The sequence below is a fragment of the Bacillus mycoides genome (assembly GCF_000832605.1).
Classification (GTDB): Bacteria; Bacillota; Bacilli; order Bacillales; family Bacillaceae_G; genus Bacillus_A; species Bacillus_A mycoides.
This window is the reverse complement of the sequence record NZ_CP009692.1, coordinates 888,449-913,520: the sequence shown is the minus strand read 5'-3', so window position 1 is coordinate 913,520 and position 25,072 is coordinate 888,449. Positions and strand designations below refer to the sequence as shown.

General features: G+C 38.4%; 29 protein-coding genes and 1 tRNA gene. 9 read left to right on the top strand and 21 right to left on the bottom strand.

Annotated elements, in window-relative coordinates; translation table 11 throughout:
* Window positions 1–147: 147 nt before the first annotated feature.
* From secG to BG05_RS06450, 3 genes are all read right to left on the bottom strand, one after another.
* Window positions 148–381 carry a preprotein translocase subunit SecG gene (gene secG, locus BG05_RS06460; RefSeq protein WP_002016062.1) on the bottom strand — a complete coding sequence of 78 codons (234 nt, stop codon included), beginning with the start codon at window positions 379–381 and terminating at the stop codon, window positions 148–150.
* A 94-nt stretch (window positions 382–475) separates the two neighbouring features.
* Complete coding sequence (locus BG05_RS06455; protein ID WP_002129877.1) at window positions 476–1,168, bottom strand: LrgB family protein; 693 nt, start codon at window positions 1,166–1,168, stop codon at window positions 476–478.
* Entirely contained in the window at window positions 1,165–1,542 is a 378-nt protein-coding gene (locus tag BG05_RS06450; RefSeq protein ID WP_002016064.1) for a CidA/LrgA family holin-like protein, read from the bottom strand. Before BG05_RS06450 ends, BG05_RS06455 begins: the two co-directional genes overlap by 4 nt.
* A 288-nt stretch (window positions 1,543–1,830) precedes the next feature.
* Between BG05_RS06450 and BG05_RS06445 the strand changes: the two genes are divergently transcribed.
* Window positions 1,831–2,781, top strand: a complete 951-nt coding sequence (locus tag BG05_RS06445) for a nucleoside hydrolase (protein WP_002166476.1) — start codon at window positions 1,831–1,833, stop codon at window positions 2,779–2,781.
* 50 nt (window positions 2,782–2,831) lie between these two features.
* On the opposite strand, the gene eno is transcribed toward BG05_RS06445, so the two are convergent.
* From eno to BG05_RS06390, 11 genes are all read right to left on the bottom strand, one after another.
* Complete coding sequence (eno, locus tag BG05_RS06440; RefSeq protein ID WP_002034740.1) at window positions 2,832–4,127, bottom strand: phosphopyruvate hydratase; 1,296 nt, start codon at window positions 4,125–4,127, stop codon at window positions 2,832–2,834.
* A 30-nt stretch (window positions 4,128–4,157) separates the two neighbouring features.
* Window positions 4,158–5,687: a 2,3-bisphosphoglycerate-independent phosphoglycerate mutase gene (gpmI, locus tag BG05_RS06435; RefSeq protein WP_002129880.1), complete on the bottom strand. Its 1,530-nt coding sequence runs from the start codon at window positions 5,685–5,687 to the stop codon at window positions 4,158–4,160.
* Window positions 5,684–6,439 (bottom strand): triose-phosphate isomerase, encoded by a 756-nt coding sequence (gene tpiA, locus BG05_RS06430; protein WP_002016069.1) that lies wholly within the window; start codon window positions 6,437–6,439, stop codon window positions 5,684–5,686. Before tpiA ends, gpmI begins: the two co-directional genes overlap by 4 nt.
* A 32-nt stretch (window positions 6,440–6,471) precedes the next feature.
* Window positions 6,472–7,656, bottom strand: a complete 1,185-nt coding sequence (locus BG05_RS06425) for a phosphoglycerate kinase (protein ID WP_002016070.1) — start codon at window positions 7,654–7,656, stop codon at window positions 6,472–6,474.
* A 139-nt stretch (window positions 7,657–7,795) separates the two neighbouring features.
* The gene (gap, locus tag BG05_RS06420; RefSeq protein ID WP_002016071.1) at window positions 7,796–8,800 is read right to left on the bottom strand and encodes a type I glyceraldehyde-3-phosphate dehydrogenase; all 1,005 of its coding nucleotides are present in this window, start codon (window positions 8,798–8,800) and stop codon (window positions 7,796–7,798) included.
* Between the two features lie 26 nt (window positions 8,801–8,826).
* A complete protein-coding gene (gene cggR, locus BG05_RS06415; protein ID WP_002089545.1) occupies window positions 8,827–9,855 on the bottom strand; it encodes a gapA transcriptional regulator CggR in 1,029 nt (342 codons plus the stop codon).
* A 135-nt stretch (window positions 9,856–9,990) separates the two neighbouring features.
* A complete protein-coding gene (locus BG05_RS06410) occupies window positions 9,991–10,236 on the bottom strand; it encodes a glutaredoxin family protein (RefSeq protein WP_002089547.1) in 246 nt (81 codons plus the stop codon).
* A gap of 9 nt (window positions 10,237–10,245) precedes the next feature.
* Window positions 10,246–11,553 carry an RNA polymerase factor sigma-54 gene (gene rpoN / locus BG05_RS06405; RefSeq protein WP_002129881.1) on the bottom strand — a complete coding sequence of 436 codons (1,308 nt, stop codon included), beginning with the start codon at window positions 11,551–11,553 and terminating at the stop codon, window positions 10,246–10,248.
* 499 nt (window positions 11,554–12,052) lie between these two features.
* Complete coding sequence (locus BG05_RS06400) at window positions 12,053–12,319, bottom strand: hypothetical protein (protein ID WP_003192313.1); 267 nt, start codon at window positions 12,317–12,319, stop codon at window positions 12,053–12,055.
* A gap of 400 nt (window positions 12,320–12,719) precedes the next feature.
* A tRNA-Arg gene (locus tag BG05_RS06395) sits at window positions 12,720–12,795 on the bottom strand.
* A gap of 356 nt (window positions 12,796–13,151) precedes the next feature.
* Window positions 13,152–13,352, bottom strand: a complete 201-nt coding sequence (locus tag BG05_RS06390) for a hypothetical protein (protein ID WP_002129884.1) — start codon at window positions 13,350–13,352, stop codon at window positions 13,152–13,154.
* 910 nt (window positions 13,353–14,262) lie between these two features.
* On the opposite strand from BG05_RS06390, the gene BG05_RS06385 reads away from it, so the two are divergent.
* The 8 genes from BG05_RS06385 to clpP all read left to right on the top strand — a co-directional run bounded on the left by BG05_RS06385 (window position 14,263) and on the right by clpP (window position 18,862).
* Entirely contained in the window at window positions 14,263–14,469 is a 207-nt protein-coding gene (locus BG05_RS06385) for a DUF1657 domain-containing protein (RefSeq protein ID WP_000216167.1), read from the top strand.
* A 107-nt stretch (window positions 14,470–14,576) separates the two neighbouring features.
* The gene (locus BG05_RS06380; protein ID WP_003192317.1) at window positions 14,577–15,065 is read left to right on the top strand and encodes a YhcN/YlaJ family sporulation lipoprotein; all 489 of its coding nucleotides are present in this window, start codon (window positions 14,577–14,579) and stop codon (window positions 15,063–15,065) included.
* Between the two features lie 28 nt (window positions 15,066–15,093).
* Entirely contained in the window at window positions 15,094–15,570 is a 477-nt protein-coding gene (spoVAC, locus tag BG05_RS06375; RefSeq protein ID WP_002129887.1) for a stage V sporulation protein AC, read from the top strand.
* Window positions 15,571–16,587: a stage V sporulation protein AD gene (spoVAD, locus tag BG05_RS06370; RefSeq protein WP_000938981.1), complete on the top strand. Its 1,017-nt coding sequence runs from the start codon at window positions 15,571–15,573 to the stop codon at window positions 16,585–16,587.
* Complete coding sequence (gene spoVAE, locus BG05_RS06365; protein ID WP_000575919.1) at window positions 16,584–16,934, top strand: stage V sporulation protein AE; 351 nt, start codon at window positions 16,584–16,586, stop codon at window positions 16,932–16,934. Before spoVAD ends, spoVAE begins: the two co-directional genes overlap by 4 nt.
* A gap of 9 nt (window positions 16,935–16,943) precedes the next feature.
* Window positions 16,944–17,150 (top strand): DUF1657 domain-containing protein, encoded by a 207-nt coding sequence (locus BG05_RS06360; protein ID WP_002034728.1) that lies wholly within the window; start codon window positions 16,944–16,946, stop codon window positions 17,148–17,150.
* Window positions 17,151–17,170: 20 nt separating this feature from the next.
* Window positions 17,171–18,040, top strand: a complete 870-nt coding sequence (locus tag BG05_RS06355; RefSeq protein WP_002016080.1) for a DUF421 domain-containing protein — start codon at window positions 17,171–17,173, stop codon at window positions 18,038–18,040.
* Between the two features lie 240 nt (window positions 18,041–18,280).
* Complete coding sequence (clpP, locus tag BG05_RS06350) at window positions 18,281–18,862, top strand: ATP-dependent Clp endopeptidase proteolytic subunit ClpP (RefSeq protein WP_001049156.1); 582 nt, start codon at window positions 18,281–18,283, stop codon at window positions 18,860–18,862.
* 425 nt (window positions 18,863–19,287) lie between these two features.
* Here the strand turns inward: clpP and BG05_RS06345 are convergent, their stop codons facing one another.
* The 7 genes from BG05_RS06345 to trxB all read right to left on the bottom strand — a co-directional run bounded on the left by BG05_RS06345 (window position 19,288) and on the right by trxB (window position 25,056).
* On the bottom strand, window positions 19,288–19,536 hold the full coding sequence (locus BG05_RS06345) for an HPr family phosphocarrier protein (RefSeq protein WP_002016081.1): 249 nt from the start codon (window positions 19,534–19,536) through the stop codon (window positions 19,288–19,290).
* A 23-nt stretch (window positions 19,537–19,559) separates the two neighbouring features.
* Window positions 19,560–20,510: a DNA-binding protein WhiA gene (whiA, locus tag BG05_RS06340; RefSeq protein ID WP_002016082.1), complete on the bottom strand. Its 951-nt coding sequence runs from the start codon at window positions 20,508–20,510 to the stop codon at window positions 19,560–19,562.
* An 88-nt stretch (window positions 20,511–20,598) separates the two neighbouring features.
* Window positions 20,599–21,552, bottom strand: coding sequence for a gluconeogenesis factor YvcK family protein (locus BG05_RS06335; protein WP_002016083.1), 954 nt, complete (start codon window positions 21,550–21,552; stop codon window positions 20,599–20,601).
* Window positions 21,553–21,555: 3 nt separating this feature from the next.
* Window positions 21,556–22,437 (bottom strand): RNase adapter RapZ, encoded by an 882-nt coding sequence (gene rapZ, locus BG05_RS06330; RefSeq protein WP_002016084.1) that lies wholly within the window; start codon window positions 22,435–22,437, stop codon window positions 21,556–21,558.
* Between the two features lie 20 nt (window positions 22,438–22,457).
* Complete coding sequence (locus BG05_RS06325) at window positions 22,458–22,916, bottom strand: NUDIX hydrolase (RefSeq protein WP_001190080.1); 459 nt, start codon at window positions 22,914–22,916, stop codon at window positions 22,458–22,460.
* Between the two features lie 215 nt (window positions 22,917–23,131).
* Window positions 23,132–23,938 (bottom strand): DUF368 domain-containing protein, encoded by an 807-nt coding sequence (locus BG05_RS06320; RefSeq protein ID WP_002016085.1) that lies wholly within the window; start codon window positions 23,936–23,938, stop codon window positions 23,132–23,134.
* Between the two features lie 161 nt (window positions 23,939–24,099).
* Complete coding sequence (trxB, locus tag BG05_RS06315; protein WP_033734318.1) at window positions 24,100–25,056, bottom strand: thioredoxin-disulfide reductase; 957 nt, start codon at window positions 25,054–25,056, stop codon at window positions 24,100–24,102.
* Between the last annotated feature and the right edge of the window lie 16 nt (window positions 25,057–25,072).

Here is a 25,072-nt window from a genome sequence, read left to right as displayed (position 1 = left end):
CTTTCTCTTCTGTAATCTAGTCGTATTCTTTCTATTCTTAGTGTACCATATTTATAATTCTATAATCTAATTAGAAACTTTTTTTGAATAACAAATCAAAAAAAGAAGAACCATTAGCATAATCCGCTAACGCTTCTTCTTTTAATTTTATAAATTTAAGTACGTAACACCAATTGTTAGTACGAAGAATAGTACAGCTAAGACAACTGTAACACGGTTTAATACCGCTTCAATTCCACGTGCTTTTTGCTTACCAAACAATTGCTCTGCACCACCTGAAATAGCGCCTGAAAGGCCTGAGCTATTACTAGACTGCATAAGTACCATAACAATCATTAAAATCGATACAATAATAAGTAAAACTGATAATAACGTATGCACTTGGCGTACCTCCTACAAAGATTCAGTTATTTTAAATGTAGCATAAATCCTATAGAAAAGCGAGAGCTATAGAATCGCTCTCGCTTTTCTTCTATTACATGAACATCATTGCGAATAACGGTCCAAGCAAACATGTCAAAATTGCTGTTAATGTCATTGTTACCGATCCAATAACACCTTCATGCTCATTATTTTTCATCGCTCTCATAACACCCATAATATGAGACGCACATCCAAAGCCAATCCCTTTACCAACTGAGTTTGTAACACGGCTCCATTTTAATAAAATTGGTCCTGAAATCGTTCCAGTAATCCCTGCGATAACGACGAATGCTGCTGTTAAGGACGGGACACCACCAACTTGTTCAGATACACTCATCGCAACTGGCATTGTCACTGATTTTGGTAAAGAAGATAAAATTAAGCTTTTATCTGTTCCCATAAGTGTGGCGATAGCAAAATCACTTGCAATAGCAACTGTTGTACCTACTAATACACCACCAGCAATTGGTACAACATATTTTTGCAGAACATGACGTTGTTTATAAAGCGGGATTGCAAATGCTACAACACCTGGTCCTAATAGCTTCGCAATCCAGCCACCACCACTTTCCATATAATTTTGATATGGTATATCAAGCATTATAAATAAGAAAGCCATTAATCCTGTTGCAACAAGCATTGGAATGGTAAATGGTGTTGGAAATAATTTGTAGATTTTTTTAGATAATTGATATAATAGCACCGTAAAAAGAACCCAACCGATTCCGATTAATATTTGGCTCATTGTGTCTCTTTTTCCTTTCTATTCGCAAGATATTGTCCTGTATGTCCTGCGACAATAATAATTAAAAACGTACTCGCTACAACTGTAATGAAAAGGGAAATTCCTTTACTCATAAAAAAAGCACCGTAATTCATTAAGCCAAGCGTTGGCGGAATTAATAAAAACGGCATAATAGCAACGAGTGTTTCTGCTCCTAAATCAAACCATTTCACTGGAAGTACTTTTAGGCTAAGCAAAACAAGTAGGAGGAACATCCCAATCAAACTTCCTGGAATCGGAAGATTCAACATTTCTTGCACCCAATTTCCAACCATATAAAATACATAAAGAGCAGCAATTTGGACAAGAATCTTTGTAAGTTTCATGTTCATCATCCCTCATGTTTATACGATCTTCTGTTAATATCCTTATCATAGTATAAATTGTAAAAACCTGCAATTTATCAAATCGACAACGAAAACCCACTATATTATACGCTTACACCCTTGATATGACTGCGTTTCCTAATGTAATTTACGTCAAAAACCTTGACCTAATATATAAAGTTTATATTTTCTGAATTTTGATGGTTATTATTTTAATAAAACAAAATCCTTCACTCCATTTTTATTCTGCCTTCTCTCTAGCACACATATATATATATAAAGATAGGTGGTGAACGTATGTCTAAAAAAATTCTCATTTTTTGTGATCCTGGAATCGACGATGCGATAGCCCTCCTCCTCGCATTCTTTATCGATGAAATTGAAATTGTTGGGATTGTCGCTGATTACGGCAATGTTCCAAAAGAAATGGCCGTACAAAATGCTCATTTTCTTAAACAAAAATCAAGAAATAGAGATATGAAAATATTTGGTGGTTCAGACCGTCCTCTCAATGGAGGTCCACCCGCTTTTTTTACTAATATTCACGGTAAAGAAGGGTTAGGGCCAATCATCCCAAATGAAAAGTTACAAAACGGAGAAATGGAGAATTTTTTTGAAGTTATCCCTCTTATCGAGCAGTATAAAGACGAACTAATCATTGTAAGTTTAGGGCGACTCACTTCCCTAGCTGCTTTATTTATTTTATGTAAAAACTTAATGCAGCAAATTAAATCTTATTATGTAATGGGTGGTTCCTTTCTGCACCCAGGCAATGTAACTCCCGTATCAGAAGCGAATTTTTATGGCGATCCAATCGCGGCTAACATTGTATTACAATCTGCATCCAACATGTACATATACCCGTTAAATGTAACTCAGTATTCCATCGTTACACCTGATATGGCTGAATATATTGAGGCGAAAGGAAAGGCTTCTCTCGTCAAACCTCTATTCGATCATTACTACTATGGATATTACGAAAAAATTTTACCACAATTAAAAGGCTGCCCTTTTCATGACACGATACCGATACTAGCTTTACTTGATAATTCTATGTTTACCTACTACAAATCACCAATTACCGTCATGACCGAATCTTACGCTCAAGGAGCAAGCATCGGTGATTTCCGCTCTTTAGTAGGATCAAACCCATTCACCAATCGGCCTTCGCAGCAAATTGCTATCGATTTTGATTATAATCTCTTCTTTAAATACTTCATGTCACTTATGACAGACGAACAATTTTAGCCAAAAAAAACAGACCGTGATTTCTCACGGTCTGTCGTTATTTTCTACAATTATCGTTTGATATTGTAGAAAGATTGTAAACCAGCGTAAACAGCGATTTCGCCTAGCTCGTCTTCGATACGTAATAATTGGTTGTACTTAGCAATACGGTCAGTACGGCTCATAGAACCAGTTTTGATTTGGCCAGCGTTAGTTGCAACTGCGATGTCAGCGATTGTAGCATCTTCAGTTTCACCAGAACGGTGAGATACAACTGCTGTGTAACCAGCACGTTTAGCCATTTCGATTGCTTCGAAAGTCTCAGTTAAAGTACCGATTTGGTTAACTTTAATTAAGATTGAGTTAGAGATACCTTTTTCGATACCTTCAGCAAGTTTTTGAGTGTTAGTTACGAATAAATCGTCACCAACTAATTGTACTTTATCACCGATACGCTCAGTTAATAATTTGTGACCATCCCAGTCGTTTTCGTCTAAACCATCTTCAATAGAGATGATTGGGAAGTCTTTGCAAAGCTCTTCGTAGAAATCAACCATTTCTGCAGAAGTTAAGCCAGTACGGCCTTCGCCTGCAAGGTCATATTTACCAGTTTCTTTGTTGTAGAACTCAGAAGAAGCAACGTCCATTCCTAAGAATACGTTCTCGCCAGCTTTGTAACCAGCTTTTTCGATAGCTTCGATGATTACTTCTAATGCTTCACGGTTAGAACCAAGGTTTGGAGCGAATCCACCTTCGTCACCTACTGCAGTGTTAAGACCTTTGTCATGTAATACAGCTTTAAGTGCATGGAATACTTCAGCACCCATACGGATTGATTCTTTGAATGTTGGAGCACCAACTGGTAAGATCATGAACTCTTGGAAGTCAACGTTGTTATCAGCGTGAGAACCACCATTGATGATGTTCATCATTGGAGTTGGTAATTGTTTTGCATTGAATCCACCAAGGTAACGGTATAATGGAAGACCTACGAAGTCAGCTGCTGCGTGAGCTACTGCCATAGATACACCAAGGATAGCGTTAGCACCTAGTTTACCTTTGTTTGGAGTGCCATCTAATTCGATCATAGCACGGTCGATACCAGCTTGGTCAGTTACGTCGAAACCAACGATTTCTGGAGCGATTGCTTCGTTAACGTTGTTTACTGCGTTAAGAACACCTTTACCAAGGTAACGAGATTTGTCACCGTCACGTAATTCTACTGCTTCGTGCTCACCAGTAGATGCACCACTTGGTACGATAGCGCGTCCGAATGCGCCGCTTTCTGTGTAAACTTCTACTTCTACAGTTGGGTTACCACGAGAGTCAAGGACTTCGCGAGCATAAACATCAATAATTGTTGACATAATAAATTCTCTCCTTTTTATATAAGCAAATTATTTAATAATTGTTTTACCTGTCATTTCTTTCGGTTGTTCCACATTTAAAAGTGTAAGCATTGTTGGGGCGATATCTCCTAAAATACCACCTTCACGAAGCTCTACATCATTTTTTGTAACGATGAAAGGAACCGGGTTAGTTGTATGAGCTGTCATTGGTCCACCTTCAGCAGTTAACTCCTGATCGGCATTACCATGGTCAGCAGTAATAAGTGCTACACCATCTTTTGCAAGAATCGCTTCTACAACTTTTCCTAAACATTCGTCAGTTGCTTCTACTGCTTTAATTGTTGGTTCCATCATCCCAGAATGGCCAACCATATCACAGTTTGCAAAGTTAAGAATGATAACATCATGTTTATCATTTTCAATGTCATTTACTAAAGCGTCCGTTACTTCATAAATGCTCATTTCAGGTTTCAAGTCATACGTTGCAACCTTCGGTGAGTTAATTAAAATACGCTCTTCTCCTGGGAATTCAGCCTCACGACCACCGCTAAAGAAGAATGTAACGTGCGGATACTTTTCAGTTTCCGCGATGCGAAGTTGCTTTAATCCCGCTTGCGCAACAACTTCACCTAATGTGTTATCAAGGTTCATTGGCTTGAATGCCACGTAACCATCTACAGTTTCACTGAAATGTGTCATACAAACGAATTCAGGAATGTGAGGTACTTTTTCACCACGATCGAACTCACGGAAGTCTTCGTTTGTAAATACACGAGCAATTTGAATTGCACGGTCTGGACGGAAGTTATAGAAGATAACTGCATCATCATTATTGATTGTTGCAACTGGCGTGTCATCTTCGTTAACAATTACAGACGGCAATACGAATTCATCATGAATACCATTTGCATAAGAGTCTTCTACACACTCTTCTGCTGATTTATAAGTAGGGCCTTCACCATTCACCATAGCACGGTAACATTTTTCTACGCGATCCCAGCGCTTGTCACGGTCCATGGAGTAATAACGACCAGAGATAGTCGCGAATTGTCCTACTCCTGTTTCTTTAATTACTTCATTTGTTGCATCGATATAACCTTTTGCTGTTTGTGGTCCAACATCGCGGCCATCTAAGAATGCATGGATATATACTTTCTCCACGCCTTCTTTTGCTGCTAAGCGAAGAAGAGCAAACATATGGTTCATGTGACTGTGCACACCACCATCAGAAAGTAAACCGAATAAATGAAGAGCAGTACCTTTTTCTTTCACGCTTTTAATTGCATTTTGGAAAGTTTCGTTCTGATCGAACTCACCTTCACGAATTGCAACGTTTACGCGTGTTAAGCTTTGATATACGATGCGGCCAGCACCGATATTTAAGTGACCAACCTCTGAGTTACCCATTTGACCTGCTGGAAGACCTACTTCCTCACCAGAAGCTGTAAGCGTTGTGTGAGGGAATTTGTTCCAGTAACCATCAAAATTAGGTTTCTTAGCTTGTGCTACAGCATTCCCGTAAGTTTCTTCACGTAGTCCGAAACCATCAAGAATGATTAAAGCTGTTGGCTTTCTCATTTTACCGCCCCCAGAAGACCTAAGAACGAAGCAGGCTCTAAGCTAGCACCGCCAACTAAAGCGCCGTCGATGTCAGATTGTGCCATATACTCTTTAATGTTTTCTGGTTTTACGCTACCGCCGTATTGAATACGAACAGCTTCTGCAGCTTCTGGAGAAACAGCTTCTGCAACAACTTTACGGATGTGCGCACATACTTCATTTGCATCTGCAGAAGAAGAAGATTTACCTGTACCGATAGCCCAGATTGGCTCATAAGCGATAACAGTTACTTTAACCTGCTCTTCTGTTAAACCTGCAAGTGCTTTTGTTACTTGACCTGCTACTAGATCAAATGTTTTTCCGCTTTCGCGCTCTTCTAAAGTCTCACCACAACAAACGATTGGTGTTAAACCATGTTCAAATGCTGCAAGAGTCTTTTTATTTACTGACTCGTCTGTTTCAGCAAACATTTCACGACGCTCAGAGTGGCCAAGTACTACGTAGCCTACTTTTAAGTCGCTAAGTGCTACTGGGCTAATTTCGCCAGTGAATGCACCATTTTTTTCGAAGTGCATGTTTTGTGCACCTACTTGTAAGTCAGTTCCTTCAGCCTTTGCTACTAAGCGCTCTAAGAATAGAGCTGGCGAACAAACTACTGCATCAACAGCTGAAGCTGCTGGGATTTGACCTTTAACTTCCTCTACGAAGCTAACTGCTTCAGATAGAGTTTTATTCATTTTCCAGTTACCTGCGATAATTGGTTTACGCATGCTTTGCACCGTCCTTTTTCTTTGGCTGCTACTTATTTGTCGTTAAGACAAACTACACCTGGAAGTTCTTTACCTTCCATGAATTCTAATGACGCACCGCCGCCAGTAGAAATGTGGCTCATTTTATCAGCCATACCGAATTTTTCAACAGCTGCTGCAGAGTCACCACCGCCGATAACAGAGTATGTATCTTCTGCATCTGCTAATGCTTGCCCTACTGCTTTTGTACCTTCTGCGAATGGAGTCATTTCGAATACACCCATTGGTCCATTCCATACAACAAGCTTAGAGTTTTTAATTACATCTGCATAAATTTCACGTGTTTTAGGACCGATGTCCACGCCTTCCCATGTAGAAGGGATAGAGTCGATACCAACGATTTGAGTTGTTGCAGTTTCAGAGAATTCCTCTGTGATTACAACATCAACTGGCATATAGAAGTTTACGCCTTTTTCTTTTGCAAGTTGCATAAATTCTTTAGCTAGTTCAATTTTGTCGTTTTCACATAGAGATAGACCAATTTCATGACCTAATGCTTTAACGAATGTGTAAGCAAGTCCGCCACCGATGATTAAGTTATCTACTTTGTCTAATAGATGACGAATTACACCGATTTTATCTTTTACTTTCGCACCACCGATGATAGCTGTGAATGGACGTTCTGGGTTAGAAAGTGCTTTACCTAATACATCTAACTCTTTTTCCATTAATAAACCAGATACTGCTGGTAGGTAGTCTGCGATTCCTGCTGTAGAAGCGTGAGCACGGTGAGCTGCACCGAATGCATCGTTTACGAAGATATCAGCAAGAGCTGCAAATTCTTTCGCAAGTTCTGCATCGTTCTTTTCTTCGCCCGCATAGAAACGTACGTTTTCAAGAACTAATACGTCGCCTTCGTTCATTGCTGCAACCATTTCTTGTGCAACTGGTCCGAATGCTTCGTCCGCTTTTTTAACATCTTTACCAAGAAGCTCGCCTAAACGTGCTGCTACTGGAGTAAGACGTAATTCTTCTACTGCTTGACCTTTTGGACGGCCTAAATGACTTGCTAAAATTACTTTCGCACCTTGCTCTATTAAATATTGAATTGTAGGAAGAGCTGCACGGATACGAGTTTCATCTGTAATTTTGCCTTCTTTCATAGGTACGTTGAAATCAACGCGGCAAAATACACGCTTACCTTTTAAATCTACGTCACGAATTGATTTTTTGTTCATTGGATTTCCCTCCGACTACTAGTTAGGATTGACAAAACCCATTCAAAAGCTTAACACATTTGCTTCTAAAACGAAAGAAGAGAGAGAGGGAACAAACCCTCTCCCTCGTTTTGTCATTGATTGCTTATATACTTAAGAATTAAAGACCTTTAGAAGTCATGTATGCAGCTAGGTCTACTACGCGGTTAGAGTAACCAGTTTCGTTATCGTACCAAGAAAGTACTTTAACCATGTTACCTTCCATTACCATTGTAGATAATGCATCGATTGTAGAAGAAGCTGTACATCCGTTATAGTCGATAGATACTAATGGCTCTTCGCTGTATCCAAGGATACCTTTTAATTCGCCTTCAGAAGCTGCTTTGAATGCTGCGTTTACATCTTCAACTGTTACTTCTTTGTCAAGTTCAACAACTAAGTCAACAAGAGAAACGTTAGCAGTTGGAACACGTACAGCGCCGCCGTTTAATTTACCTTTAAGTTCTGGTAATACTAATGCTACAGCTTTAGCAGCACCAGTAGATGTTGGGATCATGTTTTCAGCTGCTGCACGAGCACGACGTAAATCTTTGTGTGGTAAGTCTAAGATTTGTTGGTCGTTAGTGTAAGAGTGAATTGTTGTCATCATTCCGCGTTTTACGCCGAATTTTTCGTTTAATACTTTAGCGAATGGAGCTAGACAGTTTGTAGTACAAGAAGCATTAGATACTACGTTGTGGTTAGCTGCATCGTATTGTTCATGGTTAACACCCATAACTACAGTGATATCTTCGTCAGAAGCTGGAGCTGAGATGATAACTTTCTTAACTGATCCACCTAAGTGTTTCTCAGCGTCTGATTTTTTAGTGAAACGGCCAGTAGATTCTACTACTACTTCTACTCCGTAGTCGCTCCATGGTAATTGAGCTGGGTCACGCTCAGCGATAACTTTAATTTCTTTACCGTTAACAACGATGCTGTTTTCGTTAGCAGATACTTCTGCATTTAAAGTTCCGTGAACTGTATCATATTTTAAAAGGTGAGCTAATGTTTTAGCATCTGTTAAGTCGTTGATTGCTACTACTTCTACCTCAGAGTTGTTAAGAGCTGCGCGGAATACGTTACGTCCGATACGTCCAAATCCATTAATACCAATTTTAGTCATTTAAATTTCCTCCTTGGGGGATTATATTAAAGGGTAATACCCTTTGTTAATTGTTTTGCTGCACCTTCATCTGTAATTAGAATTGAAGTGTGCCCTTGCTTTATTACAGCCTGTATTGCTTTTGCTTTTGAAGAACCTCCAGCGACTGCGACAACGTGAGATACATGTTGTAAATCTTCAAGTTGCATACCAACTGTTCTTACTTTATGAACAACATTTCCTTGTTCATTAAAGTAGTAACCGAAAGCTTCGCCAACTGCTTCGCTTGCCTGAATCTTTAACCAATCTGCTTCTGAAGTATTTCTGCGACGTGCCATTGTTAACGCATCACCAATTCCATGAATGACGATATTGGAAGATCGAATCAACTCAAGAACTTCTTTCACGGAGGGCTCGGTTACAATAGACGCATATGCTTCGCTACTAACGTGATCTGGAACATACAATAAGCGATAATTACTCATCGTATTTTGTGCCATTTTGGCGCAAATGGTATTGGCTTCTAACTCGACACCTTCTCCAATTCCACCACGTGCTGGGACAAATAGCATATGTAAATCTTTGCAATCAAGTTGCATCATGTCCGCAGCAGCAGCTAGCGTAGTTCCTCCAGCCACAGCAACGATATTATTCACTGTCAGACGGTCTTTTATACAAGTCACACAAGCACGGCCCATCTCCAGTTTGACCCAAGGTGATTCATCACTATCACCAGGGACAACGAAAACTTCATCCAAGTCTAATGTTTCCTTAAGTTGTTTTTCTAAAACCTTTAACCCGGAAATTTCTTTCATAAAGTCTTCCAAAGCAAGAACTAAAGCTGTTCCTTCTTCTGTCAAAGTCATTCCAGAAGAAGCGACGTGAACTAAGTTTTGTTCTTTCAAAACTTGAACTTCACTTCGCAATACTCGTTCTGTCATACCGAGACTTGCAGATAAGTTTCTTCTTCCAATCGGCTGCATAAGCCTAATGTACTGAAGCACTTGCATTCTCGTTTGCATAACAGGTAGCAGATCAGGTAATAATTTTTTTGTGTTCTGAATCCATGAGCGCATATCTTTTCTCCTCACTACATCGGTTCATTTCCCTTCGTGGTCAATTTATGTCCCGTAGTGACATTTTGCGTCCCACTTAGGTTAAAAAAATAATCCCTGCTACGTGTATTATTGTAACAGGAGACAGAAACTTATTCAACTCTTAACTGCATTGTTTATATAGTTTATTATGACACCTTTGTGAATGTTACCATATTCTACTTGTCTTCCGCCTATTTCTACAACAGGAATCATTAGATGGTATTTCTCTAAAAGGTCATTATCTTCATATATATCTATTTCCTCAATTTGAAAAGAATATTCATATTGTACTTCTTTTAAAACTTGTTTCGCCTTCACGCAAAGACCACAATCTTTCTTTGTATATAGCACAACCTTCATCTTCTTCACCTATCCAATTGTTTTTCTTAGAGACGAAGCAGGAATATGCATTTGTTCTCTATACTTCGCAACCGTTCTTCGAGAAATAACTATTTCATGCTCTTCTTCTAATAATTTTGAAATCTTTTGATCCGAAAGTGGCTTTTTCTTATTTTCTGCTCCAACAAGCGTTTGAATGAATTGTTTCACACGCTTTGTAGAAACCGCCTCATCTTCCGTCGTAGAAATAGAATTACTAAAGAATGATTTCATCTCAAATAAACCGTACGGCGTTTGCACATATTTATTACGCGTTGCACGACTAATTGTAGACTCATGCACACCTAACTCTTCCGCCACCTCTTTTAATGCAAGTGGTTTTAAATACTCTGGACCTCCCCAGAAGAAATCATGCTGTTTTTCCATAATAATATTCATCACTTGTAAGAGTGTTTGTTTTCTCTGTTTCAAACTGCGCATAATCCATTGCACATGCTGATACTTCTCCGATACGTAAGAAGCCACTTCACTTTCACTATTATTTAGTAACGCACTATACTCAGAGTGAATTTCAATTCTTGGCATATTTCTCTCATTCATCTGTAAAACGAGATGATCGCCATCTTTTTTTACCGCCATATCAGGCACAATATAAAGTGGTTTATCAGAAGAAAATGCAAGACCTGGTTTCGGCTGCAATGATGTAATACAGTTCACCGCATCCTGTAATTCCTCGTTGGTACACTTCAACACTTGAACGAGCTTTCGCCAATCTTTCTTAACGAAATAATTAAAATGATCATCTATAATTTCTTCCGCTAACCCATTTCTTCTTTGTAAGCGCTTCAATTGGATTGATAGACATTCCTGAATATTACGCGCACCTACCCCTGCTGGCTCTAACGATTGAACAAGCTCCACGGAACAGTCCACTACATCAATTGGCGCAGAAAGAAGCTCTGATAACTCTTCATTTGTTTCTTGTAAATAACCATTTCCATCCATGTTCATAATAATGAAAGAAGCTGCTTTTCGCTCTTCTTCATCTATTTTATAATACTGTAGTTGATTTAATAAATGTTGCTGAATCGTTGTAGAATCCACACTGTAGATTTCCATTTGATTCTCGACTTGTTTGCGGGTACTTTTACTTGTGTTAGAGCTCTTTTTCTTCTCCCTCTCAAAACCACCTAACTCAATAAGGGGATTCTCTAACGATTGCTCATACAAAAACTCCGATAATTCTTGTACATTATACTGGAGCATTGTAATCGCTTGCCTTAACTCTTGTGTCATTGCCAAACGTAAGCTTTGTTCTTGTAAAAGACTTGCCTTCAAACTAATCTCCCCCTTGTTTCTATTGTACAATAAGTTTGGTAAAAGGAGAATCCTATCGCAGACACCCATTCCAAAATATTATTAATTTATATGTATTAATGAGATTTACATCTTACAACCTAAATTTGAATAATATTGAAAGAAAATAATAACGTATAAAAGTTGTTACCACATACTAATAGTAAATCTTATTATCAGATATAACAAGTGATAATAAAAAAAGGTCTGAACTTATACTTGTAAGTTCAGACCTTTTTTACAATGGCGAGTACATATCGAATATTACACGTTTCTTCACCATTGTCGCATTTTCATTTGATAGATTAATTCCGTTCGTATCCTCTACGAGTAAAATTCACAGCGTTGCGATTTGCTATAAAGATACTTTCTTGTTTATCTGCTTTGTGTAATTTTCGAATTGTGACTTGGATTACCTCTGAGTTATTTTTCCAGGGTCTATTCTTACAAGTGAACAACATTTATGACATGTACTTTTTACTTAACTGCAATAAATACCTAGCGATGCCGTTATCTTATAAATTTCATTGAAATTTTCATCTTCCATGAAGACCTCCATGATTTCAGGTATTCCTTTTGCATACGCAACTAACATTTCGAATGCATCATCTTTCGTTATCTTGTGACGACTCACACTACTGTTGTGATGTTCCATCGTTACATAATAGACCTTTTCTCCGCACTCCTCTTCTTCAATACATGTAAGAAACGATTTTATTTCAAATAGCTTGCGAGAACCTTTTTTCATTCTTCTTCTCCTTCATAACGGTCAAGAAAATCCGATAATGCCAACGAAAGATGATCACTTTTATTAAACTTCAGCTTACTGGCAAAGACGGCTAGCCTGTCCCTATTGCTTTGTGAATCACTACTATCTTACGTGTCATATCTTCGTTCAGCAACTTAACAATACGCTTGTGCAATATATCTCGTTACAATTTCTTTTAGTGCTAAAATCTGTTCTGATTTGAATTGCATTTCACTCTTTAATTCTTTTCATAACGAAAAACCCCCTATACACGATTATTTCTAATCACATACAAGGGGTTTCTTTAGATTTACTATTAATTTTCAACACGTTCTTCACGCTATTATGTGCTATTTACTCAATACTTTTAAATAGAACACATCACAACAACAATACATAACGCGCCCAGAGGGATTCGAACCCCCGGCAGACGTGGTACCGGAAACCACCGCTCTATCCGACTGAGCTATGGGCGCATGATTATTACGATAATATCAACGGTTTGCCTCCGTCTTCTTCCGACTTGTTCTTACCGAAAGTTAAACGTAGGATACGAACACCAACACGTAGACGTTCGCTTCTTTACATATGGATATTATATCCTGACGCTAACCTAATACGCAAGCATAAAAACCTCTTCTACACTAGCTTTAGCGCGCAGTTTTCCTTCTTTCGTTCCCCCTTAATCTACTTAAATCGAAATAGAACGCATATAGGCTCATACTTCATCATATTAAATCTAATCGTCTAGAATTGCATCTCTCGGCATCGCACTTTTCGCATATAGTCTATAAAAAAAAGACAGGCGAAGTGATGCCCGCCCATCTCCGCACTATTTTATATATTTTGATCGCAGGCTAAATATATCTTCCCCTTCACGAATGCCTGCCGATCCCTTCCTCACATTTTTTACGACAGTCCAATTCGGGTTAGTTTCATCACCGATGTTCTGTACTGTAAAGTTGCCGTCACCATATTCTCGGTGACCTTCTGCCAATTTCTCCGTTAAATCATTCTCTTTTGATCTCACCATCTTTGCGCCATCTCCCTTTTTATACAACCCTCTTAAACTGTCCAACCGATCACACGTTCAGTCAATTGGAGATCCTCGTTTTCCGCTTCGATTAATTTTAACACACTGTCGGGGGTAAGTTCCGATAACGGCTGCCCAATCGCATTAGAAACGTTATTTTCTTTGATAGTAGAAACTCGGCGAAGATTGGGTAAAAGACAATTCGCTGGGCTGCGTCAGGACTTCGCGAGAGATCAACCCCCTGATTCAAAAATCACAAATACTATCTCTAAGGGACTCCTGCGACGGCTCAGCGGGGTGGCTTGGAGGGTTCGGAAAATTTTCGTTTGGGTTGGCTTGTGGTGAATAGCGTATTCATTTTGATGAATGACGAATACAACATAAATGACTTTTGTTACTTTCGACTTTCTCTTCTAAACGTTGATTTAAAAGAATTCGCAAGACTTTCGATGAACAAAACAATTCGTAAATGTTTTATGCATTAAAAGAAACGTTGATTTAATAACGTTCTTCTTTCGTGAATGACTTCGATTGAACGAATAAGATAATGAAGATATTATTTTTTTAAAACTGAACACATCCTTTTTTTTACTATACAAGAAAATTTTATTTTAAATTAAAAATAACTACAAGAATAGAAATATATATTTTATTGATATGTTTTTTGTGAATAATTAGAAATTTAACCTCATGTAATTTTCAGTTACTTTTTAATCTTCAACAGGTAACATACCTACATCATGAATTACATATTATCCTCTTCCATCTTATAAAGCGCCACTATAACACAGAATTCATTGACGCTTGAATCAAAGCTTTAACTTCAAAAACCTAAATTTTCCAATCATAAATTCACCCCAACTCACAAATTATAATCTTTGAATTGATATTCCAAAGGGGGCTTCATTCAATGACTGTAATTACAAAACTAAAGCAAACTGTTTCTGGATTAAAAAGTGCACAAGCTAGCTTAGAGGGATTCGCTCTTGATACGGATAACCAACAAGCAAAGCAACTTTTCCAAACAGCTGCGCAGCAAACACAAACAATTATCGATTCTTTAAACCCGCGTGTTGAAGAAGTCCAGCAAGAAGAACCACAATACACACAGCAATAACCAAAAGTGCCATTTCATCTAATGGTACACAATTTGAGAAAAAGGATGATATGCAATCATCCTTTTTCTCTCACATTACATACTGCAATAGAAATGGAATGATTATAATGCGAAAACTTGGAATCATAACCGCGTTATTTATGCTCCTATTCGGTTCACTTACCGGATGTGATAATAGCCCGTTAGATAAAAAAGTAAAGAAAGAAGAAGCTAAGCGGGCAGATGAGAAAAAGGGCCCTAAATTAACAAAAATGAGTACAGAATCCTTTAATCAATCTATATCGCAAGACGCTAAGAAAAAAGCTCTTGCTATGGAGGGAATTATAGAAGCTACCGCAGTTAATACAAATTTAGATCTTTACATAGCCGTTAAACCTGAACATCACGAAAGATTTGGTTTAAAACCTTTACGAAGTAAATTAAAAAAGAAGCTAAGTGATGAAAACCCTACTTTCGATATTCGTGTAAGTACAGACAAAAAGATTTTTATGCTCATAGAAGAACTTGAAAACAAAATTAAGAACAAGAAAATAAGCAAGGATGGCATTAAAGATCAATTGAAACTCATTCAATCAGAAATGGGATCTAATATTTAAGTTTTCTAAAAGAGAAGGAAGGATTCAAATGTCTAGTAAAGATAAAAATTTAACACCTGTGCAACAAGAATATAAAAAATTCGAACAACAGCGCGAACCGAAGCGCCCCGTTTTAAAAAATTGTATGAAAGCTTTTTTCGTCGGGGGATTAATTTGTCTAATAGGCCAACTGATTTCCACCTTTTATATTACGTACTTTGATTTCACTGAAAGATCTGCCGGGAACCCTACCGTTGCAACTCTTATTTTTATCTCCATGCTACTGACGGGATTTGGCGTCTACGATCGCCTTGGGCAATTTGCTGGTGCTGGTACCGCCGTTCCCGTTACTGGATTTGGTAACTCTGTTATTGCCGCATGTATTGAACACCGTACAGAAGGATTCGTTCTCGGCGTTGGTGGTAACATGTTTAAACTAGCAGGATCGGTCATCTTATTTGGCGTATTTTCCGCTTTCGTCATCGCTCTTATTAAAACGATTCTCTTTCAATGGGGAGGGCTGTAAATGTTACAAGGACACCGAACATGGGTATTCGAAAACAAACCAGTTATCATCTCAACAGGTGTAGTCGGTGGCCCATTTGAGGCAAATGGAAAAATTCCTGAAGACTTCGATACCCTGCATGAAGATTTATGGCTCGGACAAGATTCTTACGAAAAGGCGCATAAAATTTTATTTGAAGAAGCTTGTAGCCGCGCTACCGAAAAGGCAAAGCTCCGTAAAGACGATATTCAATTCGTACTCGCAGGGGATTTAATTAACCAAATAACTCCAACGAGCTTTGCATGCCGCACACTCGGAACACCTTATCTCGGTTTATTCGGCGCCTGTTCTACCTCTATGGAAGGCTTAGCACTCGGTGCAAGTATCGTAAATGCAAAAGGTGCAAAGTATTTATTAACTGGGGCATCAAGTCATAACGCTGCGGTAGAAAAACAATTCCGCTATCCAACTGAATATGGTGGTCAAAAACCTCCTACGGCTCAGTGGACAGTGACCGGTGCAGGCGCGGCTATTTTAAGCGACACTGGATATGGTCCACAAGTAACATCGGCCACCATTGGACGAGTTATTGATATGGGACTAACAGATCCTTTTAATATGGGTGGTGCGATGGCCCCAGCTGCTGTCGATACGATTGAAGCTCATTTACGCGAACGACAAATTGACGCCTCTTATTACGACTTAATCGTAACAGGTGACCTTGGACATGTCGGTCGCGAAATCGCTTACGACCTACTACATAAACATGGAACAAAGGTAAAGAGCGAGCAATTTCAAGATTGCGGAATCATCATTTATAGAGAAGGTCAACCTGTCATAGCTGGTGGAAGTGGTCCAGGCTGTTCAGCAACAGTCGTATACGGACATTTATTAAACCGAATGAAAAGAGGAGAATTCAAAAAAATACTTGTCGTTGCGACAGGCGCTTTACTATCTCCACTTACATTCCAACAAGAAGAAACGATTCCGTGTATCGCTCACGCTGTTTCGATTGAATTTGGAGGTGCAACGCAATGATTTTTTTCTGGGCTTTCGTCATTGGTGGACTCATATGCGTAATCGGACAGCTTATGTTTGATGTCGGCAAACTAACCCCCGCTCATACGATGGCAACACTCGTTGTTGCTGGAGCTATATTAGATGGATTCAATCTGTATGAACCATTAATAGACTTTGCAGGCGCTGGCGCAACTGTACCTATTACAAGTTTCGGTAATGCCCTCGTTCATGGCGCGATGGAGGAAGCAGCCAAACATGGCATCGTCGGCGTTATTACCGGCATGTTTAAAGTAACGAGTGCTGGTGTATCAGCTGCCATTATTTTCGGCTTCATTGGAGCATTGCTATTCAAACCGAAAGGATAAGGTGTTCGTATGACAGTTATCGCTAGCGTTAAAACCTGCCTTGCCAGTGTAAGGGGCGCTCAAGCAAGTTTAAGCTCCCTTTCACTAAATTCACAGGACGCGGAATCAAAACGTGTATTTCATGAATGTATGTTAGAAATGGACAGCATCATCACCGATTTACAGAATAGAGTTTCAGTATTAGAACGTGAAGAACCTCAATATAAAGGGTTTTAAGTAGACTGGAGGAAATGACTATGTCTCACCTGCCGGAATGGACACTTGTCATTCTTCGCTCTGTATTCATATTAATTATTTTATTCGCTATTACGAAATGGTTAGGAAAAAGACAAATCTCTCAGCTCTCCTTTTTTGAATACATAGCCGGAATGACAATCGGTGACATCGCTGCCCAAGTATCTACAGGGCTTGATTCAAAATTTTTCCACGGCGTCTTTGCGATACTCATTTTCGCTGTGGTACCTTTTTTCACTGGAATCCTCTCTTTAAAGAACAAAACAGCTCGAGATTTTTTTGAAGGAAAATCTACCGTATTAATAAAAGACGGCAAAATACTTGAAGATAATTTAAAGAAAGAAAAGTATACAAGTGATGAATTACTTGAGCTTCTCAGAGGAAAAAATGCGTTCAGCGTAGCTGATGTTGAATTTGCTGTACTAGAACCGAGCGGTGAATTAAATGTATTATTAAAGAAAGATCGCCAACCACTTACAGCAAAAGATATCAGCCTAAAAGTGCCAAACGAAAAAGAACCGCAAACTGTTATTATGGATGGAAATGTACTAGATGAACCTCTTTCTGCTAGCGGACATAATCGCGCTTGGTTACATTCTGAGCTAGAAAAACTCGGTGTTGTCATTGAAAATGTCTTTCTTGGTCAAGTTGATTCATACGGACAACTTACTATCGACATCTATAATGATAAACTCCAAATGCCTTCTCCTCAAAACAAGCCTTTATTATTAGCATCCTTAAAGAAATGCAATGCTGATCTTGAATTATTCTCTTTAGAAACGAAATCAAAATCAGCGAGTGATATGTATAGTAAAAACGCAAAACAAATCGAGAAAATCTTAAATAAAGTAACCTATCTGTTAAAAGAATAAAAAATGAAAGAACGCTTCTATACAAAAGGCGTTCTTTTGCCTTTTCCACACCATTAATCACGTTTAAATTTATGTAATTCGGTTATGATGTTGAAGATACATAAGCAGGGAATTTTAAAAACATAGCGAATAAATCATGATACAACTACATATTTTTTGATTTAAAGTGGTTTCGTTTGACCTTCATTGACCATAATTGTATTATAAGACTAAGAAAGCTTTTAAAGGAGGAAATAACAGATGAATTTAATTCCTACAGTAATTGAACAAACAAATCGTGGAGAACGCGCTTACGATATTTACTCTCGACTATTAAAGGATCGCATCATTATGCTTGGTAGCGCAATTGATGACAATGTAGCAAACTCAATCGTTTCCCAGCTTTTATTCTTGGAATCTCAAGATCCAGAAAAAGATATTCACATTTACATCAACAGCCCTGGTGGTTCTATCACAGCTGGTATGGCAATTTACGATACAATGCAGTTTATTAAACCACAAGTATCAACAATCTGTATCGGTATGGCTGCATCTATGGGTGCATTCTTACTTGCAGCAGGTGAAAAAGGAAAACGTTTCGCTCTTCCTAACAGTGAAGTAATGATTCACCAACCACTTGGCGGAGCACAAGGTCAAGCGACTGAAATCGAAATCGCTGCAAAACGTATCCTATTCTTACGTGAAAAATTAAACCAAATTCTTGCTGACCGCACAGGTCAACCACTTGAAGTTCTACAACGCGACACAGATCGCGACAACTTCATGACAGCAGAAAGAGCTCTAGAATACGGCTTAATCGATAAGATCTTTACAAATCGTTAATACTTAAAAGCGGAAGCGGCTCGTTTAGAACAGGAGGAAGTTGGAACCCCTGATTCCGAGGCGCTTTTTGCCTCGAATGAAGGGGCGAAACGACCGACTGCTCTAGCCGCTGGAGCTGGATACATCTAAAAGCAGAAGTGGCTCGTTCAGAATCGCAGGGCGTTGGAGCTGGATACATCTAAAAGCGGAAGCGCCCTACTACAGGGCGCTTTTTTATTATGTACAAGGGTATCACATACCCCACCTAGTATCTAATCCAATATATCGGTGATTTTTCAATTTTATCGACCACAACTTATCGACTTACCGATAATTTCCGACAAGCGCGAACCAGCTATATACCCACCGATCATTCGTTACCACACCAACCACGCACCCCACAAACAGAAAAATAAAAAAAGCTATCGCACATTCGCGATAACCCTTTATTGTACATATGCAGTTAATGCTTCCAAAGCCTCTTCTGCATCTGAACCTTCTGTTGTGATTGTAATCATGCTACCAGTTCCGATTGCTAAGCTCATAATCCCCATTATGCTCTTTGCATTCACTGTCTTTCCATCTTTCTCGATGAAGATATCCGCATGAAAGCGATTTGCCTCTTGTACAAACAACGCAGCCGGACGTGCTTGTAAGCCGTTTTTTAATGCCACTTTAACCAGTTTTTGAACCACAGCTCCATTTCCCCTTTAACCTTTTATTTTTTTGCTACTGTTTCCCCCGCGCGTAATTTCTCTGCAATTTCATCGATTTTACGCAAACGATGATTAATACCCGATTTACTAATTTTCCCCCCGGATACCATCTCACCTAACTCTTTCAATGTTACATCTTGATAATCTCTTCGTAACTGTGCAATTTCTCTTAATTTATCTGGCAAAATATCAAGCCCAACCGTCTCATCAATATAGCGGATGTTCTCAATTTGCCTTAGCGCTGCACCAATTGTTTTATTTAAATTAGCTGTTTCGCAGTTAACTAAACGATTTACTGAATTACGCATATCGCGAACAATTCGAATATCTTCAAATCTTAAAAGTGCATTATGAGCACCTATAATATTTAAAAACTCTGTAATTTTTTCAGCTTCTTTCAAATACGTAATGTACCCTTTTCTTCTTTCCAACGTCTTACTATTTAAATCAAATCCGTTCATCAGTTCACATATAGAATCATTATGTTCCTTATATAACGAAAAGATCTCTAAATGATAAGATGATGTTTCTGGGTTATTTACTGAACCACCTGCTAAAAATGCACCGCGTAAATACGATCGTTTACAACATTTCTTCTCGATTAATTCCTGCGATATATTTCGAATAAACGAAAAGTCATCTCGAACAATGTGAAGATCTGCTAATATTTCGCGAGACTTCTCAACAAGCCGCACGATATATACATTATTTTTCTTCAATCGCATTTTTTTACGAACAAGTAATTCTACCGTCACATCATATCCTTTTTTCAAAAGCGTATAAATCCTTCTTGCAATTGCTGCATTTTCCGTTTGAATATCGATAGATAGGCGACGGTTTGAAAAAGAAAGCGATCCGTTCATTCGAAGCAACGCCGATAATTCTGATTTCTCGCAGCATTCCTTCATTTCAAGGTTGGTCAACTCTTTCTTTGTTTCTGATGCAAATGACACAGTCAACACCTCCTTATACTATTACTTTGGAACAAAAATCTTGTCCTATATGAATGAGGAGCGTTACCTCAAATGAGGCAACGCACATTTATAACAATGAATATAAAATAGAAGCTAACTTTAATGTATCATGTCTTACAACACGATCATCATATTTCGCTAATCTATCTTGAATGATTTCGATATTATGTTCAGCAAAACGATTTGTATCCAGTGCAACTGGTTCCGACATCTCTTCCTCATATAACTTACGTAATTCACGAGGAATATCACGATTATTTACAATCGCAGTGTCGATAAATGGTTTACCTAAATGATCATGTAACGCCTGCACATGATCAAATGCAGTATAACCCTTCGTTTCGCCCGCTTGCGTCATAACATTACATACATATACCTTCTTCGCTTTTGCAGCAAGAACAGCGTCTCCAATTTTGTTAACAACTAAATTCGGTAATATACTTGTGTACAGACTTCCTGGACCGAAAACAAGCAAATCAGCTCGTTTAATTTCCGTCAACGTTTCACATAACGGTTCTACATCTTCTGGAGTTAAAAAGACACGATTAATCTTCTTCCCGAAATGAGGAATCTTTGATTCACCTGTTACAATTTCTCCATCTTCTAATTCTGCATGAAGTACCGCACTTTGATTCGCTGCTGGTAATACACGTCCTCTGACATTTAATACTTTACTCGTTTCCGTAATCGCGTGGTAAAAGTCTCCTGTAATCGAAGTCATACCTGCCAATAGTAAATTTCCTAACGCATGCCCTTTCAGTCCGTCTCCAGTTGTAAAACGGTGCTGAAATAAAGCCTCCACTAATGGTTCTACATCCGATAACGCAACAAGTACGTTACGAATATCACCTGGAGGTGGAATTTCTAGCTCATCACGTAGTCTACCTGAACTGCCTCCATCGTCGGCTACTGTTACAACTGCTGTAATATCAACAGGATATTGTTTTAATCCCCTTAATAAAACAGAAAGTCCAGTTCCACCTCCCATGATAACAATTTTAGGTTTTCTCTCTTTTTTCATCCCTTAATGGCCCTTTCTCTTCTCCACATCACGATGAGATACATGAACGCTATACTCTGGTTTCAAGTGTTTCCCAAGGTACTCTGTAAGCGTAACAGAACGATGTTGCCCACCTGTACATCCAATCGCAATTACAAGTTGACTCTTACCTTCTCTTTTATAATGAGGCAGCATGAAAGTGATAAGATCCGTCAATTTCTCTAAAAACTTATGTGTTTCATTAAATTTCAACACATACGACGAAACTTCTTCATCCAGTCCTGTTAATGGCTTCATATGTGGAATATAATATGGATTTGGTAAAAAACGAACATCAAATACTAAATCAGCATCAATTGGAATTCCGTACTTAAATCCAAATGACATAACATTTACACGAAATGCTTGCTCAGTTTCTGTTGAGAATAAGTGAACAATTTTTTCTCGTAATTCTTTCGGTTTCAAATCAGATGTATCCAGCACAATATTCGCTCGTGCCTTCATATCAGTTAAGAGACCACGCTCAGCTTCAATTCCCTTTAACGGCAAGCCAGTTGGCGCAAGTGGATGCGAACGTCTCGTTTCTTTATAACGAGTTACAAGTGTGCTATCTTTCGCATCTAAAAATAAAATATGAGGAATAATCCATGTACGTTCTGATAAATCATCAAGCGCTCCCCATAAATATTCAAAAAACTCTCGGCCACGTAAATCAATACCGAGTGCCACTTTATTCATTTTACCTTTTGAATCTGCCATAAGTTCAATAAACTTCGGCAATAACATCGGTGGTAAATTATCTACACAAAAATATCCTAAATCTTCGAAACTTTGTAACGCTACCGTCTTTCCAGCTCCAGACATCCCTGTAATAATTACCATTTTTATATCATTATTCTCTGTCATCGTATCCTCTCCTTGCAGGTTTAACTCGGATCTAATCGATATGAAAGCAACTCAAAATCTGGGGTATATACAAATGTACCGTAGATTATACCATTCCCTTTAATTAAATAATCAATAATGTGATAATCTCCTGGTGCCATTGCTAAATCATCAATTTTATCAAATGTATGCCAACCAATGATGCCTTCTTCGCTCTCTAATTTGTTTTCTCCTGCAAAATCTGTTGCTAAAAAGGAGAACATCATCCATTCAGAAACAACTTTATCACCTTCTTGGATGACAAAAGTGAAGACCCCTTTTAATGCTGGATTCTTTAAATAAATACCTGTTTCTTCACGATACTCGCGAACAACGGAATCTCTTACTGTCTCACCACGCTCCATTTTCCCGCCCGGTGCAACCCACCAATTCCGGCGAGGTTTTTGGAGTAAGAGTACTTCATTATCTCTAATTAACACACAGTTTGTCACTCTTTGCATGTTTCTTCACCTCAGCTACTTGCAGCAAAATTTCTCACTGCATACTCATTTCATTATACTATCAAAAACAGTTTGCTACAACGAAGGTGCCAGTCCCCTTTCGCTAAGCAATTGTAAAAATTCTTTCTATAACAAGCAATCAAAATACCTTACTTCCCATGAATAGCACATAAAAATCCCCTTAACGATTTTTATCGTTAAGGGGATTAAAACACTTATTTCTTACCGAAATAAGTAACAACCGCAAATCCTAAAATAAAAGTAATAATTGAACTTACAATTGAAATGCCACCAGTCGGAATGCCAGGGAACACAATGACAATCGACCCGATAACGAGCCCAATAATTGCCGCAAATGTCATACTTTTATAACGATCTAACAAATAACTAATTCCTTTACTACTTACAACAAATCCGGCCATCACGCCGGCACCGATAACCACGATTAACGGTAAATTGAGTGTAGTTAAAGCGTTAATTGCTGTTGGATACACACCAATAATTAATAAAATAAACGATCCACTAATTCCAGGAAGAAGCATAGCCATACTAGCCATCCATCCTGCGAAAAATAAACCAATTGCATTTAAAATTGTTAACGTCGTAATCGGATCAGCTGCCTTATCTGGTTTAAAGAATGCTGTTATTGCAACAAGAATTGCTGCAATTATTAATAAGGCAATATGACTACCTTTAAACGTTGCCTTTGCATCAGCTTCTCTCATTAACATCGGTAATATACTAATAATTAAACCGAGGAAGAAAAATTGAGTCGGTTCATAATGATTTGCTAATAAATATTTAATAACGTGACTTAACGTTAGAAAAGCCGCCGCTACACCAGCTGCAAGTGGGATTAAAAACGCTAAATGTTTTTTCCATTCACGACTAAAGAATCCGCTAATTGCTGCGAGCAATTGTTCATAAATCCCTAACACAACAGCGATTGTTCCGCCGCTCACACCAGGAATTAAATCACTAACGCCCATACAAAATCCACGATATATATTACGCCATTCCATACTGAATAAATTCCTCATTTCTTATAGTGATTTTTTCCGTAAAGTCCAGTATATCAATAAGAAATCTTATAATCCTAATTGTTTTTGACAAAACTTTGACATTTTCACAAAAAAAAGAAAGCTCCTATCGGTAGCTTTCTTCTCAAAAGGTATATTACCCCTTATTTTTCTGTTACAGTTTTTAATTCTTCTACTAACTCTTCTATATAATGCTGTGCACTCTGCGCTGCAATACTACCATCACCTGTTGCAGTTACAATTTGACGAAGCATTTTTTCACGAACATCACCAGCTGCGAAAATACCAGGAACTTTCGTTTCCATACGCTCGTTCGTTTCAACATAACCATTTTCATTTGTAATACCTAGCTCAACAAACGGTTTTGATAGTGGTAACATACCGATGTATATGAAAACGCCGTCAGTTTTAACTTCTTGTTCTTCTCCGCTGTTTACATCTACAAGTGTTACGCTTCCTACTTTACCATTTGCGTCGTTAATTTCTTTTATAGTGTGATTCCAAATGAAATCTACTTTCTCATTTTGGAAAGCACGATCTTGTAAAATTTTCTGTGCACGAAGAGTGTCACGACGGTGAACGATCGTTACTTTTGATGCGAAGCGTGTTAAGAACACACCCTCTTCAACAGCAGAATCTCCGCCGCCAATAACAACAAGTTCTTTCCCTTTAAAGAATGCACCATCACATACTGCACAATATGATACACCGCGGCCGCCAAGTTCTATTTCACCTGGCACACCAATTTTTTTATACTCTGCACCGCTTGCAACGATAATTGCACGTGCTTTATATTCTTTTTTACCAGCAATAATTGTTTTGTACTCTTTACCATCGATGATTGCTTTTACATCACCGTATGCATATTCAGCACCAAATTTCTTCGCATGCTCAAACATTTTATTTGATAAGTCTGGTCCTAAAATAGACTCATAACCTGGATAGTTCTCTACATCTTCTGTATTTGCCATTTGTCCACCTGGAATACCACGCTCAAGCATCAGTGTGCTTAAATTCGCACGAGATGTATATACCGCAGCTGTCATACCAGCTGGTCCTGCACCAATAATAATGACATCATAAATTTTTTCTTCTGACACACTATTCACTCCCATT